General features: G+C 44.8%; 15 protein-coding genes. 6 read left to right on the top strand and 9 right to left on the bottom strand.

Annotation, left to right across the window (positions count from 1 at the left end):
* Nucleotides 1–165 precede the first annotated feature (165 nt).
* Genes ACMXYN_RS13540 through ansA form a run of 3 tightly spaced genes read left to right on the top strand, consistent with a single transcriptional unit; the run spans nucleotide 166 to nucleotide 5,351 of the window.
* Nucleotides 166–1,809, top strand: a complete 1,644-nt coding sequence (locus tag ACMXYN_RS13540; RefSeq protein ID WP_415892281.1) for a FecR domain-containing protein — start codon at nucleotides 166–168, stop codon at nucleotides 1,807–1,809.
* Nucleotides 1,806–4,274, top strand: a complete 2,469-nt coding sequence (locus ACMXYN_RS13545; protein ID WP_415892282.1) for an EAL domain-containing protein — start codon at nucleotides 1,806–1,808, stop codon at nucleotides 4,272–4,274. Before ACMXYN_RS13540 ends, ACMXYN_RS13545 begins: the two co-directional genes overlap by 4 nt.
* Before the next feature lie 60 nt (nucleotides 4,275–4,334).
* Nucleotides 4,335–5,351 (top strand): asparaginase, encoded by a 1,017-nt coding sequence (gene ansA, locus ACMXYN_RS13550; RefSeq protein WP_415892283.1) that lies wholly within the window; start codon nucleotides 4,335–4,337, stop codon nucleotides 5,349–5,351.
* Between the two features lie 3 nt (nucleotides 5,352–5,354).
* Here ansA and ACMXYN_RS13555 read toward each other — a convergent pair whose 3' ends face one another.
* Both ACMXYN_RS13555 and ACMXYN_RS13560 read right to left on the bottom strand, forming a co-directional pair.
* Nucleotides 5,355–5,759 carry a phnA protein gene (locus ACMXYN_RS13555; RefSeq protein ID WP_415882065.1) on the bottom strand — a complete coding sequence of 135 codons (405 nt, stop codon included), beginning with the start codon at nucleotides 5,757–5,759 and terminating at the stop codon, nucleotides 5,355–5,357.
* 190 nt (nucleotides 5,760–5,949) lie between these two features.
* Nucleotides 5,950–6,423, bottom strand: a complete 474-nt coding sequence (locus ACMXYN_RS13560) for a hypothetical protein (protein WP_415882066.1) — start codon at nucleotides 6,421–6,423, stop codon at nucleotides 5,950–5,952.
* Nucleotides 6,424–6,592: 169 nt separating this feature from the next.
* Here ACMXYN_RS13560 and purT point away from each other — a divergent pair, with 169 nt between their 5' ends.
* Together purT and ACMXYN_RS13570 are read left to right on the top strand one after the other, a co-directional pair.
* Complete coding sequence (purT, locus tag ACMXYN_RS13565) at nucleotides 6,593–7,774, top strand: formate-dependent phosphoribosylglycinamide formyltransferase (RefSeq protein WP_415892284.1); 1,182 nt, start codon at nucleotides 6,593–6,595, stop codon at nucleotides 7,772–7,774.
* A 114-nt stretch (nucleotides 7,775–7,888) separates the two neighbouring features.
* Nucleotides 7,889–8,089, top strand: a complete 201-nt coding sequence (locus tag ACMXYN_RS13570; RefSeq protein ID WP_415892285.1) for a transcriptional regulator — start codon at nucleotides 7,889–7,891, stop codon at nucleotides 8,087–8,089.
* Between the two features lie 17 nt (nucleotides 8,090–8,106).
* Here the strand turns inward: ACMXYN_RS13570 and ACMXYN_RS13575 are convergent, their stop codons facing one another.
* The 6 genes from ACMXYN_RS13575 to ACMXYN_RS13600 form a co-directional block, all read right to left on the bottom strand.
* Nucleotides 8,107–9,039: a nucleoside recognition family protein gene (locus ACMXYN_RS13575; RefSeq protein ID WP_415892286.1), complete on the bottom strand. Its 933-nt coding sequence runs from the start codon at nucleotides 9,037–9,039 to the stop codon at nucleotides 8,107–8,109.
* A gap of 103 nt (nucleotides 9,040–9,142) precedes the next feature.
* The gene (locus ACMXYN_RS13580) at nucleotides 9,143–9,688 is read right to left on the bottom strand and encodes a DUF3299 domain-containing protein (protein WP_415892287.1); all 546 of its coding nucleotides are present in this window, start codon (nucleotides 9,686–9,688) and stop codon (nucleotides 9,143–9,145) included.
* Nucleotides 9,689–9,699: 11 nt separating this feature from the next.
* Entirely contained in the window at nucleotides 9,700–10,959 is a 1,260-nt protein-coding gene (locus tag ACMXYN_RS13585; RefSeq protein WP_415892288.1) for an ABC transporter permease, read from the bottom strand.
* Entirely contained in the window at nucleotides 10,956–11,657 is a 702-nt protein-coding gene (locus ACMXYN_RS13590) for an ABC transporter ATP-binding protein (RefSeq protein ID WP_415892289.1), read from the bottom strand. The genes ACMXYN_RS13585 and ACMXYN_RS13590 overlap by 4 nt, the downstream gene beginning before the upstream one ends.
* A 13-nt stretch (nucleotides 11,658–11,670) precedes the next feature.
* The gene (locus ACMXYN_RS13595) at nucleotides 11,671–12,360 is read right to left on the bottom strand and encodes a ZrgA family zinc uptake protein (RefSeq protein WP_415892290.1); all 690 of its coding nucleotides are present in this window, start codon (nucleotides 12,358–12,360) and stop codon (nucleotides 11,671–11,673) included.
* Between the two features lie 77 nt (nucleotides 12,361–12,437).
* Complete coding sequence (locus ACMXYN_RS13600; RefSeq protein WP_415892291.1) at nucleotides 12,438–13,868, bottom strand: PLP-dependent aminotransferase family protein; 1,431 nt, start codon at nucleotides 13,866–13,868, stop codon at nucleotides 12,438–12,440.
* 109 nt (nucleotides 13,869–13,977) lie between these two features.
* Here ACMXYN_RS13600 and ccoG point away from each other — a divergent pair, with 109 nt between their 5' ends.
* Entirely contained in the window at nucleotides 13,978–15,384 is a 1,407-nt protein-coding gene (ccoG, locus tag ACMXYN_RS13605; RefSeq protein ID WP_415892292.1) for a cytochrome c oxidase accessory protein CcoG, read from the top strand.
* 157 nt (nucleotides 15,385–15,541) lie between these two features.
* On the opposite strand, the gene ACMXYN_RS13610 is transcribed toward ccoG, so the two are convergent.
* On the bottom strand, nucleotides 15,542–15,805 hold the full coding sequence (locus ACMXYN_RS13610; protein ID WP_415892293.1) for a GIY-YIG nuclease family protein: 264 nt from the start codon (nucleotides 15,803–15,805) through the stop codon (nucleotides 15,542–15,544).
* Nucleotides 15,806–16,290: the final 485 nt, after the last annotated feature.

The raw sequence follows: 16,290 nt of genomic DNA on the forward strand, positions 1-16,290 counted from the left end.
TAACATGAGTAATCATTATGACAGTAAAAGCTCTCTAAAATCGCTTTATAACTTATACTTTTCAATAGGCTAAAGGGATGTAACTCAAATTTAATCCCTGACTAAATTAAATTCTGTTCTAATCTAGATCAGCGTTTGCGATGAAATAATCAAAGGAAACTGATTATGGCTACCGATTCCCCTACCAAATTATTCCGTACCATAGCAATGTCATGCATTCTATTGGTAGCACCTACCGCTATGGCCCAAGAGTGGGTTTATTCAGTGGTAGAAGGGGACACTCTGTCAGAATTTAGCCAAAAACATCTCTACAAAACGTCCTATTGGAAGCAGCTCCAGAAAATTAACAATATTGCTGACCCTAAACGCATTCCCGAAAACACTAAAATTAGGGTGCCTCTTGCTTGGATTAAGTCTCAACCAGCCTCTGCCGTTGCTACGGCAATTGAAGGGGATGCCACAATAATCAAGCACGCTGACAATAGCCAAGAAGTACTTACGCTCAAATCAAAGTTTAACTTAGGCGATCAGCTGCTTACGGGAAACCAAGCGAGTGTTATTGTCCGTTTCGCGGATGGTAGTGAGATGCTGGTGTTACAAAACTCACGAGTTAGCTTTAATCACCTACGCCAATACGGTGAAACAGGTATGGTCGATTCTCGAGTTCAACTGATCTCGGGGGAAATTGACACCGTAGCACAGCCACAAAGGGGAGATGGTGCTCGTTTAGAAATCCATACCCCTGCAGCTATTTCGGCTGTCAGAGGCACTGAATTTCGTACCGCGTATTCAGCTGATAGCAATACGGCACGTATCGAAGTACTCGAGGGCGGAGTTGCTGTAAAAGGTGCTAAAAGAACACGTTTAGTCAGATCAGGCTTCGGTACTACCGTTGAAAAGAATAAAGCGCCAATGGTACCGAAGAAACTGCTACCAGCACCAACGCTGCTAGAGCTCCCCGAAGAAATACAGCAAATAGGTTATGAAGTTCGCTGGAATGAAAACTCAAAAGCAGCCAACTATCGAGCTCAAATCTCAAAATCTGACCAGATGACAACTATTTTATGGGATAGCCACAGTCCTCGTAACCGTATCAATCTGCCAGATCTCACAGACAATACTTATTACCTGCAGGTTAGAGCCATCGATCATGATGGCATTGAAGGTTTCGCAACAAATCAAGCAATCATTCTGAATGCGCGCCCACAACCTCCATTCCCTATGACGCCAGCGAATAAAGCAACGCTTAGAGGTCAAACACCTTTATTGGAATGGACCCGTTCAAGTGATGCCGAAAACTATGTAGTAGAGATAGCAACAGACGCTAACTTCCAAAATATTGTCACATCTGATTCAGGCCTAACCACACCCAACCTAAACCTGACAGGCTTAGCCGAATCACAAACCTATTTTTGGCGTTTGGCGAGTGTTGATAGCAAAGGCGAACAAGGCCCGTACAGCGATACTCGAATATTTGATGTTAAGCCTATACCGGCAACCCCTCAGCCAGAGCTAGAACAAGATGAACAAGAGGTAAAACTGTCATGGGCATCCAGCAAATATGAACAAACATATCAGGTGCAAATTGCCCGCGATCGTAAATTTGCAACTATCCTTACAGATACAACCGTGGCAGAACCAGAAATAGCTATTCCTCGGCCCGAAGGTTATCGCTACATCCGAGTAAGAGCATTAGCCGATGATGGCTATGCTGGTGCCTGGGGGGTAACTCAGGAGCTCACCCCTCCTCCGAGTGATAGTTGGGTTTATGTATTTGGATCATTTGTATTGACCATTTTGCTGTTATGATTAAACGCCGATTACAACAATTGATAATTCTGGGATTACTCTTTCTTAGTATTGTGATCGGCTATAATAGCTCCCTACTCCAACGTGTTGACCTTATTGCTTACGACACCCTGATATCTCAGGAATCGGATAACCCTCCTGAAAATATCGTAATCATTGCAATAGATGACGCAAGTTTATCTCAATTGGGACGCTGGCCTTGGAGTCGTAGCATCCACGCTGATATGCTGTCAAAACTCACAGAAGCTAATACCTCAGCCGTTGCCTTCGATATTCTCTTTGCTGAAACAGACAGCCCGGAAGCCGATCAGGACTTTGCCCGAGCAATCGCCCAACATGGCCGCGTAATTTTAGCTATGGCGCCTGAAAAAACAGACAACCCTGAAGGCATCAAAGAGCTACTTCCTATCCCAACTTTAGCTGCGCCCAGTGATGGCATTGGTCATGTAGACACCGAAATAGATTTGGATGGAATTAGTCGAAGAGTTTACCTTTATGCGGGCTTAGGCGATCCTCATTGGCCAACTTTGGGTCTAGCCCTCTACCAAAGCTCCCTAGAGGCACAAGCCGATATCCCCTTTAAGAAATCTGCATCCCCGTCGGGTTCTGGCTGGCTTCGCCAGATCCCCTTTTTAATTCCATTTTATGGTCCCCCTGGAACCATCCAGCGCTATTCATACATCGATGTACTTAATGGCACAGTGGAACTAGATAAGTTATCCGAAAAAACCGTGTTAGTGGGCGCCACCGCGTCCGGTATGGGGGATGCGATAAGCACACCTGTATCCGGCCAACATCAGCGGATGCCTGGTGTTGAATTAAATGCCAATATTGCTGCTGCATTAATGGATAAACGCTTTTTATATAAGCTCACGCCAACCGTTCATCTAATCATCACCTTAGGGCTGGCCCTGAGCGTTTTACCTTTTATGTATCTGTTACCGCGTCGCTATTATCCGTTAAGCATCCTTTTTGCCGTTGCAGTAACCGTTACGCTGACAATCACTTTATTTAATGAACTAAAACTCTGGTTCGCACCAACAGATGCACTAGCGCTACAAGCTCTCTTTTTTATGTTCCTAAGCTGGAAACGCTATAACGCCTCGCAGCGACAGATCACAAAGCTCAATAAAGAGGTTTATCAGCAACTCAATTTTGATCCGATTACTCACCTACCGAATCGTGAGATGATCAAAAGCCAGCTTGATACTGCAATCGGTAAAGCACAGGAGGGCGAAATCATCGCCTTTTTGGTAATCCAACTGAGCGGGATTAAAGAGGTTAATAACCGTCTCAGTATCTCGGCAGGTGATAGCGCACTGAATATAGCGGCCCAGCAAATAAAAACGGCCGTGGGTTTCCAATACCCTGTTGCGCGACTAGGTGGGATTGAGTTTGCAGTGATGTTGCCTAAGCAGACTGATCACAGTAATGCAGAACAAATTGGTCGCCGATTACTGCAGCTACTTCGCCTGCCCTGCCAACTGGAAGACCAGCATTTCTTCTTTAAACCTTCAATCGGTATTAGTTTGTATTCCCAAGACGGCAGCGAATGCGAACCATTAATCAATAATGCCTACACGGCCATGCAGAAAGCCAAATCAAACCCTAAACGGGAACTCTGCTTTTATTCCACAAGCCTGAAACAACAAATCATCGATGAATCTTCGTTAGTTGCCGATCTCCATCAAGCCTTGAGCCAAGATCAATTCGAAGTTTATTACCAACCTCAAGTGTTGAGCTTGACCGGACAGGTTATCGGGCTAGAAGCCCTATTGCGCTGGAAACACCCAACGCGCGGACCTATTTCCCCTGCAGTATTTATCCCAATCGCCGAGAAAAGCGGTTTGATCATCAACATTGGTGAATGGGTTATGGAGACCGCCTGTCGCCAAGCAGCCGCATGGAATTGGCAAAATGACAAGCCGATACGCATCGCCGTCAACTTGTCGGCTGTGCAGTTCCGTGACGAACAACTTATCGACAAAATTGAGCGTATACTGCAACAGACTCAGTTATCTCCAGAATTGCTAGAAGTTGAGCTCACAGAGTCTGCGTTAATGGATGATCATCAAGAAGCTATAACGACTCTCACTCGCCTCAAAGATATGGGAATACAAATCGCGATAGATGATTTCGGTACGGGCTACTCCTCCTTAAGCTATTTGAAACAGTTCCCGTTAGATCGTATCAAAATTGACCAAAGTTTTGTCCGGGATTTGGATGAAAGCGCCGAAAGCGCTGAGATAACTCAAGCGATTATCAGCATGGCACGCAGTCTTAAACTTCAAATCATTGCTGAAGGTGTAGAAACTCAGCAACAACGTGGCTTCCTACTCACTCAGACCTGTGAAGAGCTACAAGGGTTTTACTTTAGTAAACCCCTTCCTTCTGGCGAGATTTCCAAACTCATCAACCAATCTCTCTACCTTACTCCTGATGATAGAAGCCAAAAATCAGATTGAACCGCTTTTAATCTTCAACCGTTCAACGTATATATAACGGGTTAATTCTGGAGATTAGAAATGAGTCAAAACGTTCTACTCATCTACACCGGCGGCACCATCGGCATGCAAGCCTCTGATAAAGGTTATGTCCCTATGAGTGGGTTTGAGGATGTCATTCGCAGCAGACTGGCACACTCTCACCATTCAGCCCTGCCTGATTTTGAGATGATTGAACTCAATCCGCTCATCGATAGCGCTAATCTTGAACCATCGCACTGGAATAAGATTGCCGACCTAATCATTCAAAACTACCAACAGTATGATGGCTTTATCATCCTGCATGGCACTGACACCATGGCTTACAGTGCGTCTATGCTTTCATTTATGCTTCAAGGGTTAAACAAGCCTGTGATATTGACAGGTTCGCAAATCCCTCTGTCGGAATTACGTAATGATGCGCTAGATAATCTAATCACGTCGATGATCTTGGCGGCATTTCATCCCGTAAATGAAGTTTGCATCTACTTTAGCGGAAGGCTTTTACGCGGAAACCGCGCGAGTAAAGTGAAAGCAACTGGACTAGATGCCTTCGATAGCCCTAATTTCCCTTGGCTTGGTCAGATCGGTTTACATATTGAGTTACACAGCCGGCTTTTTATTCCTGCAGATAAAGAGAATTTTGTCTCACCAACTTTTGATCCTAAAGCGGTGTCTATCTTGCCGATCTATCCTGGCATCTGTGGACAACTAGCATCTAGCATTCTCGAAAGTGAAGGATTAAAAGCAATTATCCTTAGAAGCTATGGCGTTGGTAATCTGCCCGATAGCAACAAAGCGTTATTGAGTGCTTTACGTAAAGCTCACGAAAATGGGATTGTTATCGTTAATATCAGCCAATGCTTACAAGCGGATATTCTCCAAGGACAGTATGCCTGCAGCGAAGCTTTAAATGAGATCGGTGTTATTTCTGGGGGAGAGATGACCTTAGAAGCAGCCTTCTGCAAGCTTCATTATCTGTTAGCAAACAAGTTATATGCGGAAGATATTCGGAAACAGTTCCCTAACAGTCTGTGTGGCGAAATAGATACTGATTAGCAATTAGGGGATATCAATTTCCTCTAACCATGTTTGTTCATCAGGCTCTAAATATACCTGCTCAAGCAGTTCAACCGCCCAACGTTCCTGCTGAGCAATGTTTTGCAACATAGCAATCGCCATCACTTTTACCGCAGGCACAGGGCTCCAAATAGAACTATTAAGGCAGCGCCAGTGATTATTATCACGTATTTTAGGACGCTCAATCTGTTGCGTGCAAACATCACAAATCATGATGCAATGTTCAAAGTTTGGCTCCGTCAAAATAGGAGGCACCTCAAATATGCCTAATTTAACGCCTTGGGCATTACATAATTCACAATGAGAACTGCAACGGCGTACCAGATCTTTGCCAAATAACGATAAACCGTGATGTCTCTCCTGATATCGTGCGTGACCTCTGGACATAATACATCTCCTTCTCCTTCCCTATTTAAGAAATAGCATAAACGCTGTTATATGAAAGAAATCTAAAGAAATAATGGCGAGAGTCTCTGAGCCTTAAATAACAAGGGGCGATACCATGAACGGTATCGCCCCTTTCTGCCGGATGGATACTCCGACTAATCGGCCTTCTCAGGCAAAAGGTCTATCTATATCATGCAGCCTGTTGATGATCCCAGTGCAGGTGAATAATCTCGACTAACGCTTTAGGGCAATGCTGCCGTATCAACTTATGAGTTTCCGTCATTCGCTCTGCGGGAATATCCACCATGACTAGCACACCCCCTTGCTGTAAAGCATGCTTATACTTTGCCAACAAATGTACCGGAGTGTCTTCACCAACCAGCTTTCCGAGCCATCCTCCTAAACCTATTCCAAGGATGCTACTTATGACCACTGTGCCACCGCTGACTACTGAGCCAACCGGACCTAGCACTGTGGTTGCCACAAGGCCAGCTGCGAGGCCAAAACTGCCTCCTGCAACCATGCCCCAATCTAGATCATTTTCACGTTCGGTTGTTTCTATGTCGGTCGCGGCGCGCGCTGATATTTTCTCGATTAGAGATGCGTCTTCAGCAATAAAGTGAATAGATTCGTCTTCGATCCCAACCGCCAGAAAGTCAGCCACAACAGAATTTACTTGTGACACCGTAGGGGCGAGAAACACTAGCCTTCTCATGACCCTTAACCCTAAAAACAACACTTTTAGAGTATAGTTTATACCCTTTTTTCTGCTGGTGATTAGCGCGATTTGCACCGTATAATGCTTGAAATTTTTTCACGCAGAGGATTGGACAATGCTGCATATAGGGACCCCTTTATCAACTTCAGCTACCCGTGTATTAATGTGTGGTGGTGGCGAACTAGGTAAAGAAGTTGTCATCGAATTACAGCGTTTGGGAGCGGAGGTTATCGTTGTAGATCGCTACCCAAATGCGCCAGGAATGCAGGTAGCTCATCGTAGTCACGTTATCTCCATGCTAGATGGCGAAGCACTTCGTAAAGTGATCGAAGAAGAGAAGCCAGATCTTATCGTTCCAGAGATCGAAGCGATCGCGACAGATACACTGGTTGAGTTAGAAAACGAAGGCTTCAAAGTAGTGCCTACGGCTCGCGCTGCTCAACTGACGATGAACCGTGAAGGCATCCGTCGCCTAGCTGCTGAAGAATTGGATATTCCAACATCTCCATACCAGTTTGCAGAAACCTACGAAGAGTACAAAGACGCGATTACAAACGTAGGGATCCCATGTGTTGTCAAACCGATCATGAGCTCTTCTGGTAAAGGTCAAAGCACGATTAAATCAGAAGACGAAGTAGAAGCAGCTTGGCAATATGCTCAAGAAGGCGGTCGTGCTGGCAAAGGTAAAGTGATTGTCGAAGGCTTTGTCGATTTCGATTATGAAATCACGCTTTTGACTGTTCGTCACGATAGCCAAACAAGCTTCTGTGAACCAATTGGTCACGTTCAAGTGGGTGGTGATTACCGCCAATCTTGGCAACCACAAGAGATGACCGACAAAGCACTTGAAGTCTCTAAAGATATCGCTGAGAAAGTCACAGCAGCGCTTGGTGGGCATGGTATTTTCGGTGTTGAGCTGTTCATCAAAGGCGATCACGTTTACTTCAGCGAAGTATCACCTCGCCCACATGACACAGGCATGGTAACGATGATCTCTCAAGATCTATCCGAATTTGCACTTCATGCACGTGCAATTTTAGGTTTGCCAATCCCGAATATTCATTTCCACGGCCCTTCTGCATCCAGTGTTATTCTAGTGGAAGGTGAATCCAAACAAGCACGTTTTGGTAACCTTCAGCAGGTACTTGCAGAGCCTAACACTCAACTACGTTTATTCGGCAAGCCTGAAGTAACAGGCCAGCGCCGTATGGGTGTGGTACTAGCACGTGACAACAGTGTGACGGAAGCTAAAGAGAAAGCGATTCGTGGTTCTACCGCGATGAATGTTGAGCTTTAATAGTTCAAACTTTACTAATTCAGGCAGATCTTCGTATCTGCCTGAATTTTATGGAACCTTTAGCGTTTCTGGGTAACTAAGTCCCACCGATAAAAAATATTAAGGATAAGCGAAATGGCTGAACCCAAATGTCCAGAATGTAAGGTAGAAGGTATTGAACACATTGTATCTAAAGACAGTACCGAACAAGCCAAAGACAGCCATGCTTGGTTCCAAGTCGCTTATTGTGACAGCTGCGGACATATCTACGGCGTATTTGCAAAGCACACCATTCCAGCTGGCAAGAAAGGTCCACAACTGGTCCTGAACCGCTAAAAAGAAGTGAACCTGATTTAGAAAATAATCAGGTGCATGATCCCTCTGACCGTCATTCCAAACAAACCACCGTATACGGCATATCTAATAACTTGCCCAATACGTTTTCCGGCAGCGGCAAAGATAGCGACACCGAGAACATCAAGTGGGTTGGTTGCAAAACCAGCCATACGGTTTAGCTCATTGACGGTGATTAAGCCCTGATTGACCAAATCGATAGTCACACCCATAAAGGCAGTGCCACCAGCAATAAACTTAGTCACCAATGGAAGTACTGTGGCCTCAGGTAAACCGATCAAACCCAGCGCAGGCGCCAGTGCCGAGCTTAACAAACCAATCGCTCCAGTTACCTTTAAGATATTGACGAAGCAGATCGCTAAAATCAGCATCGGCAGCATATCGAGAACAAGCTTCATCCCCTCTTTACCGCCTTCACCCAGCAGTTGCATAACCGACTTTTTACTGCCAGCATCCGCTGCTATCTCAGTTTCTTGAGTATCTGGATCGGTCAGGTTTCGCGTTAAAAGGTAATAAGTAAAAGCTGCAGCGGCTAAGCCCCCCACAACAGAGGTAAGCAAGGTCACACCTAAATCCAAACCAACTGCGCTCAGCGGGAAAGTCGCATTGGCTTGCGACATCGCTAACACCATCGCTAATGTTGCTGCGATATAACGGCGGGAAGTACCGTTTTTATCCATTAAGGTTAAGGTTGCTAAAGGCGCGATAAAGCTTACAAACAGTAGCTTCAACATCGCCAATACACCTAGACCTGGAATACCAAAGATGCGAGAAACCGGGGCCAACACATTAGAGATCCAGCAAAGTACACCTTTCGCCTCTAATAGCTTCATGAGTGACAGCATCACAACCATGATAGGCAGTAGGATATACAGCCCCATATCTAAACCAGAACGGCCAGATTCAAGAATTAGCTCAACAATTTGATCCACAGGGGCAAGGTCTCTGAAAAGTGGTTAGGCCGGGAATTTTACCTAGCCCTTACCCCTTAAACCAGCTATTCCTAATATTTTTTGTCAATTGGTAAGACCAATATCAAAGATCGTAAGGTTCGATCTGGAAAGCTTCCATAATATAACCCGAGGTCGCCATATCATTGCTGACGGTCTCAGTGTTAATACGCCCAGTTACCCAAACGGCATCGTAAAGGTTTTCCACATGAGTGCCCGGTTCAAAGTTGACGTGGATGATTTGGTTCGACGGTGGCGGCGGAACATGAATACAGGCTCCAAAATAAGGCACCAAAAAGAAAGTCGTTACGGTTTGGCCTTCAGATTCTAGAGGTACAACATACCCAGGAATTTTAATCATTTTCCCGTCGACCTCAGGAACGATGGGAGCAGACTGCATTGCAGCCATCATCTGATCCAACAATTCCTGCGCTTTGGGATCAAAATCATCGATCATGGCCATCTCATCAGTGATACCCAAAAGCTCATCTAACGAGAAGTCCACAGGCATTAACTGTTCCCACTCAACCTCTTCTACTTTCTCGCCATTCAGCATATTTGCTGTGGTCGCATTACTTAACGCCAACAAAATTAGGCTAAATAGCCAAACGGGGAATCGCCCACTGAGCATTACACTCTCCACTAAATTTTAACTGCTACACCATCCGCTAGGGATTGTTTGTACGCTCGATATCCAGGTACAGCACCAACCACTGTGCCAGATACCAATAGCACAGCAATGAGCTGCCATTGCCATAAGGTAGGCCCAGTAATACTTAACCAAACACCAAATTCTGTCTGGAGCCAAGGTGCTAATAATAGCAAGTTTAAGTACAACAAGAGCATTCCCAATATAATACTGATCGCTGTAACGAGAAAAGATTCCAAAATTAGTAAAGATAATATTTGCCAGAGACGCGCACCAACCGAACGAAGAATCGCTATCTCCCTGCGTCGCTCATTAAGGCTGGCTAACAGCAAGGTCATCAAACCTAGCATGCTGGATATGATCACCAGACCAGACACCACCAGTAAAGCTTGTTCTGCCAAAGAGAATATCTGCCATAAAGACTGTAAGGCCAACCCGGGAATAATCGCTTGTAATGGTTCTTTTGAGTATTGGTTGATGGATCTTTGCAGGTGGAAAGTAGAAAAGCGGGATGTTAGCCCGAGCATAAACGCCGTGATCTGCTTTGGCTGTAGCTCGCTTAGTTGCTCTTCCGTGTAAGCCCCGCCCGATCCAGGTATTTGAACCCCTGCTTTCCAATCGATATGTATCGCTTCTATAGCCGCTAAACTCACATGTAATGTTTGATCTACGGGGGTCCCTGTAGGCTCAAGAATGCCTACGACCTTAAAAGGCTTATCATCATGTTCGACCAGAGAGGCATTACCGCGACCATGAGCGATCACAACAGAATCGCCTAACTTGTATTGCAATTTTTCCGCTACATCAGAGCCAATGACAACATCAAACACTCCTTCAAACTCTTTGCCTTGCTCCAAAGCTAAAGGTTGTTTTTTACCGTAACGAAAGTACTTAAAGTAATCAGATGAAGTTCCTAATACTGGGTAACCACGATGGGAATCACCCAATGAAAAAGGAATGCTCCAAGCAACCTTTGAATGACGACTAATCGCCTGATAGCTACTCCACGAGAGATTATTGGTAGCATCGCCTAAGCGGAACACCGAATAGAGCAATAAGTTGATGGAACCACCCTTAGCCCCAACAATCAGGTCGGTACCAGATACAGTGGAGGAGAAACTGCTTTTAGTTTGAGTCCTCAGCGTGTCTACCGCCATAACCAGCATGATACTTACGCTGAGCGACAAGACAGTCAGTAAGATAGTACTCTTACGATTAAGTAAGCTCTGCCAAGTTAAACGAAATAAGATCACAACGTGAAGCCCCCATCAGTACTAGGAGCTAATCGTTCAACCCTCGAAAAGTACTGCTCTAAGTTTGGATCATGACTTACCATCATCAGAGCAGCCCCAACCGATTCACACTGCTTACATAAAAGCTGCATAAACATATCTCTATGTTCAGTATCTAAAGCAGAGGTCGGTTCATCCGCAATGATCAGCTCGGGCGAGCCAAGCATCGCCCTAGCCACAGCCACACGTTGCTGCTGACCTGTGGACAGCGCAAGTACTTTGCGTCCTTTGGTAAGACTATCCCCCAACCCCAATTCCTGCAGAAGATATTTAGCACCTTCGCTAACGCTGCCGTATTTTTCTTCGGCTCTCGTTTTACGCGAAGCGGAGAAATGACAGGGCAACACGACATTGTCGATCAGATCAAGATGAGGTAACAGATTAAACTGCTGAAATATAAAACCGATGTGGTCGGCACGAAAACGATCCATCTTCCGAGACGTAAAAGTGCCCACATCTTGCTCTAGTATTTTGATAGAACCAGAAGATGGAGCAATCATACCGCCCAACAGATTGAGCAATGTACTCTTACCACTTCCTGAAGGGCCTTTAATAAAGACACTTTCGGCCTGCTTTAACTCGAAATAAGGAACCGTGATCCCGTGTGTATGACGGTTCCATCTAAAAGTTAAGGCATCAATTTCAACAGCGCTTGGCATTTTGATTCCTTGATTAAAGCTCTAAGACCCTCTGCTTAGGCGTGAGTTCCACAGAGCGGATATCGGCACCATTTAGCACGTTTACTTTCACAGTTTCCATATGAGGGAAATGGCTAAAGAAATCTAATGTTACTGCATTTATTTTCGCAGGGTTAACACATTGGAAGTGATAATGCGCTGTAATGTTGCGATGTGTTTCTTCACCCTGATCATGATGATCTGCATGGTCATGATGCTTATCGTGGTCATGATGGTTTTCATGTTTATGATCGTGGTGATCAGAATGGTCATGGTGGTCATCATGCTTGTGATGATCATCTTTATGACCGTGGTGCTTATCATGATGAGCTGCATGGTCATGATGTGCGTGCTCATCTTCCTCTTCACCGATCGTTACTTTAGTGTCATCAACAATACATAGCGCATCGTCTGGAAATTTAACACGAGCATAAGCATCTTTTAGCTGCTTAGTGGCACTCTTAATTTTTTGTTTGTCTTCAGCACTTACCGCTTCATGCTCAAAACCGGCAATGTTCATTAGAGGGGAGCGTAGTTCCATCTCCGCAACGTTACCTTCAATAACAAAATTGAGCTCGGCAATACCATGAACATGAGCTTCATGTTGATGGCTTTCAGCCATAACAGAACTTGCTAACACGGCTGTTGATAAAGCCGTTACACGACAACCTTTATTTAAAATCATCTCTAAACCATCGATACAATTAAACTTGTTATAACATAACAATATACTATAGTTACTCAGCTTAAATCCATGACCGTTTACTCGGTACCCTCATCCGTTTGAGTCTGTTTAATTAAGTAAGCTAAACGGATCAAAGCGTCACGCCGAGCTTCATTCCAAGCATGGGCAAAACTTAAACGTAAACAATTACGATACTGATTTTGCGCTGTAAAGAGATGACCTGGGGTGATTAATATGCCTTCACTTCGGGCTTTTAAATACACCGAAGTTAGATCATAGCTATCTTCCAGTTCTACCCATAAGGTCAAACCACCTTGCGGTTGGCTAACTCTGATCACACCCAATTCGCCCCACTCTTGAGAGAGTAACTGAATCAACTGATCTCTCTGCTGCTGCAAAAGCATCTTTTGCTTTTTCAGATGTTTCTCATAAGCACCCTCTTTGAGGAAATCGACCAAACCTTGTTGAGTAAATTTATTTAGGGCGAGAAGGTTCACCATTTTAAGGCGCATCAACTGCTTCTGTTCAGCTGCAATAATCCAACCCAAACGAAGCTCTCTTGAAACGGACTTAGAGTAAGAACCACACAGGATCACACGGTTTTCACGGTCCATACTTTTTAATGGGGGGATGCGCTGACCAAAGGCTAAGTCACCGTAAATATCATCCTCAACCACGACAAAATCGTGTTTACTCGCCAAAGATAAAAGATGCTCACGCGCAGAGACCGACATCAAAGCGCCACTCGGCGTCGCAAATGACGGCGTCACTATGCAGGCTTTAATCTCCCACTCTTCTAAAGCCTGTTCCAGCGCCTCTGTCGACATCCCGGTATGGGAAGAGACGGGGATCTCCAGCACTTTTAACCCCATGCTTTCGATAAGTTGTAACACGCCATAAAAGCCTGGTGATTCAACCGCAACAATATCTCCAGGTTCACAGCTTAATTGCAAAGCCAACGAAAGCGCATGCTGACAGCCAGCGGTAATAGTGACGTCTGCGGCACTAAAGTGACATCCTGTTCGACGATAACGCTCCGAGAGGTGCTCTCTCAGCTCCAATAAGCCGGATGGTTCATCATAATATTGGTGGTCATTACATTTCTGTCGGCGTAACGCTCTGCCAATGCTTCGATTCAGCTCAGTAATACCCACCGGCATATCCATATAGCCTTGCTCTTGTGGAAAGATATCGAATGCAGCATTACGCTCCATAATGTCGCGAATAAGATCACTCATATCGACGAGTTGAGGCGCAACGGATAGTTCTGGGCGGGAGGGTGTAGGATGGGCTTTAGGCAAACTACAGACATAAAAGCCTGATTTAAAACGAGACTCGATCAAACCCGCCGCTTCCAAGCGTTGGTAAGCATGAATTACCGTGGCTTTAGATAAGCCCTGTTGTTCACACTGAACGCGGATCGAAGGTAGTTTACTCCCCGCGGGTAGATCGCCATTTTTTATCGAATCGGCTAATGCCTGCTCTAAATTTTGGTACAGAAAATCCATAATCCCTCCACAATCTGTACCTATTATAATTATTTTTTTTAAACCTGCCCCTATAATTTGCATTCCTGTACAGTTGTTCACAATCACCGATGAGCAAAGTGAGCACAACATGCAACAACAAGGTAACAGTGAGATTCCTATCACTATGATTCAGGAAGCTCCCCCTCTTCCCGGCAACGGAAAATTTCATGTTCGTCTAGTCGAAGGCTTCTATCAAAACCTTAGGCGCTTCACCAGCTGGCCAATGCTGGCACTCTTCTTTGGACTTGTATGGGTTCGTATTAATGGTGATCCACTGGTTTTATTTGACTTTGAAAGCCACCGTATTTTCCTTTTTGGTGCAGAATTTTCTTGGTACGACCTACCGGTATTAGCGGGTTTATTGATTGCTGGGGCCAGCCTGTTGTTTTTTATGGCTGTCGGCTGGGGGCGTATCTGGTGTGGCTTTGCCTGCCCTCAATCAATCTGGACTTGGATCTTTATCCGCATCGAAGATTGGACCGAAGGGCGCGCCGCGCTACGATCAAAATCTGAAGAGAAATCCCTGACAGGCGTTCGACTGGTTCGACGCGTTCTGAAACATGGCCTTTGGCTCCTCGTTTCAGTCGCTACAGCGATTACGTTTAGCGGCTATTTCGTACCTATAGAGCAGCTACTGCAATCGATCTTCAGCTTGGAAGCTTCGCTCTTTGTATTTACGTGGATTATCTCCATGGCACTGCTCACTTACTTCAATGCGGGGCTTGTCCGCGAAAAAGTATGTTTGCATATGTGCCCATACTCCCGCTTCCAAGGAGTGATGTTTGACGAGGATACACGTACCGTCGCTTATAACCCGCTACGCGGAGAGCCTCGTACTCACCTACGCGGTAAAGAGGAAAATCCTGGCGATTGTATCGACTGCGGTATCTGCGTTCAGGTTTGTCCTACTGGAATAGACATTCGTGATGGGTTACAAGCCGCATGTATCGATTGCGGTGCCTGTATTGATGCCTGTGATAACGTCATGACTAAGTTAGGTCGACCAACTGGACTCATTGAGTTTTATTCTGAAAAACAGCTACAAGCTATTGAGACGAATACACCGAAAGAAGCACCGCCGAAACAACCAATCCTGCGCCCAAGATTGATTGCTTATATGACCATTCTGATTATTACCGTATGGGGTGTTGTTTACGGTATGCATAACCGCACAGAGTTGTTAATTGAAGTAGCTAGGGAACGTGGTCAGCTTTACCAAGTGGTAGGTAATGAGGTCTGCAATAGTTACCAAATCGAGTTGGAATCCTTCTTGCCTGATTTGAAACAGCTCTCTGTTAGCGTTCAAGGTGTGGATAGCGATCAGCAGTTCAAACTTAAAGGTCCTGCAAAGATTGAATTAAACAAACAAAATGCGATCAAGATTTATCAAGTCTGTGCGGTACCGAGCAACTTAGATAAAAGCACGCAGATCCAGTTTAATTTTAGAAACGAGACTTTCTATACCTATAAAGCGAGTACTTTCCTTACTCCCTAATGTAGGACAACCTCTTCGATCATAATCAGGTGAATTTTAGGGTGCCTACCAACCCTACCCCACAGCGGTTGGTAGGATCTACAGTTCGAGAGGGCCTGTATTATGATTTTCCCCAATTGCCGGTAATCACTGCCGGCAATTTTTTATTCTGTTAAAACTACCCTTCAGCTAAACGTTCTTTTTTCTGACGTGATAGCCGTTTGATCTCATACTCGCGCTTAGATGCACTGGAACGATCAATATGTTCCTCTTGCCAAAAAAGTGATACTGGCCTGCGGACCCTTGTGTATTTAGCCCCGCCCACCAGCTCGCCATTATGCTGGCGAATGCGACGTTCAAGATCAGTGGTTATACCTGTGTATAGGGTTTCATCCGCACACCGCAGGATATAAACATACCAGTTGCTCTGTTTACCCTTCAAAAACTCTCTCTCACTCTAAACACATAACCCAAGCAGTCTATTTCCACACGAACGCCTTAAACCCAGAAAAGCATTCAAACACAAGAAGGCTATAGAAAGCCCTAATGTAAGTACCTACATACGCTATAGACCCAATAATACCTAAGCTTTATTTTCCCTTTCTACATAAATTAAAACAATGATTACACACAATGAAAATCTACGTAAAAACGATGTGGACAGAATCTGCTAGCTCTTTTTGCTGAAGAATCAAGTGAAAATTAACCGATTGAAAAATAAGAATTTTAGAGAGTGAATAATTTTACAACAACTAACGCAAACTCCGCGCCTATGGTATCTACAGCCAGCTACCCAAAACTTATTAAGAAAGTTATCCACAGATTTTATGTATAACTTAAATCTGGAAACCACTCTTAATTATTCAAATTAATCTGCTCCGTAACCAATAATCTTCCAAAGAAAAAGGCGCGTTTGCGCCTTTTCTC

The organism is Neptuniibacter sp. PT8_73, from assembly GCF_047778045.1.
GTDB lineage: Bacteria > Pseudomonadota > Gammaproteobacteria > Pseudomonadales > Balneatricaceae > Neptuniibacter.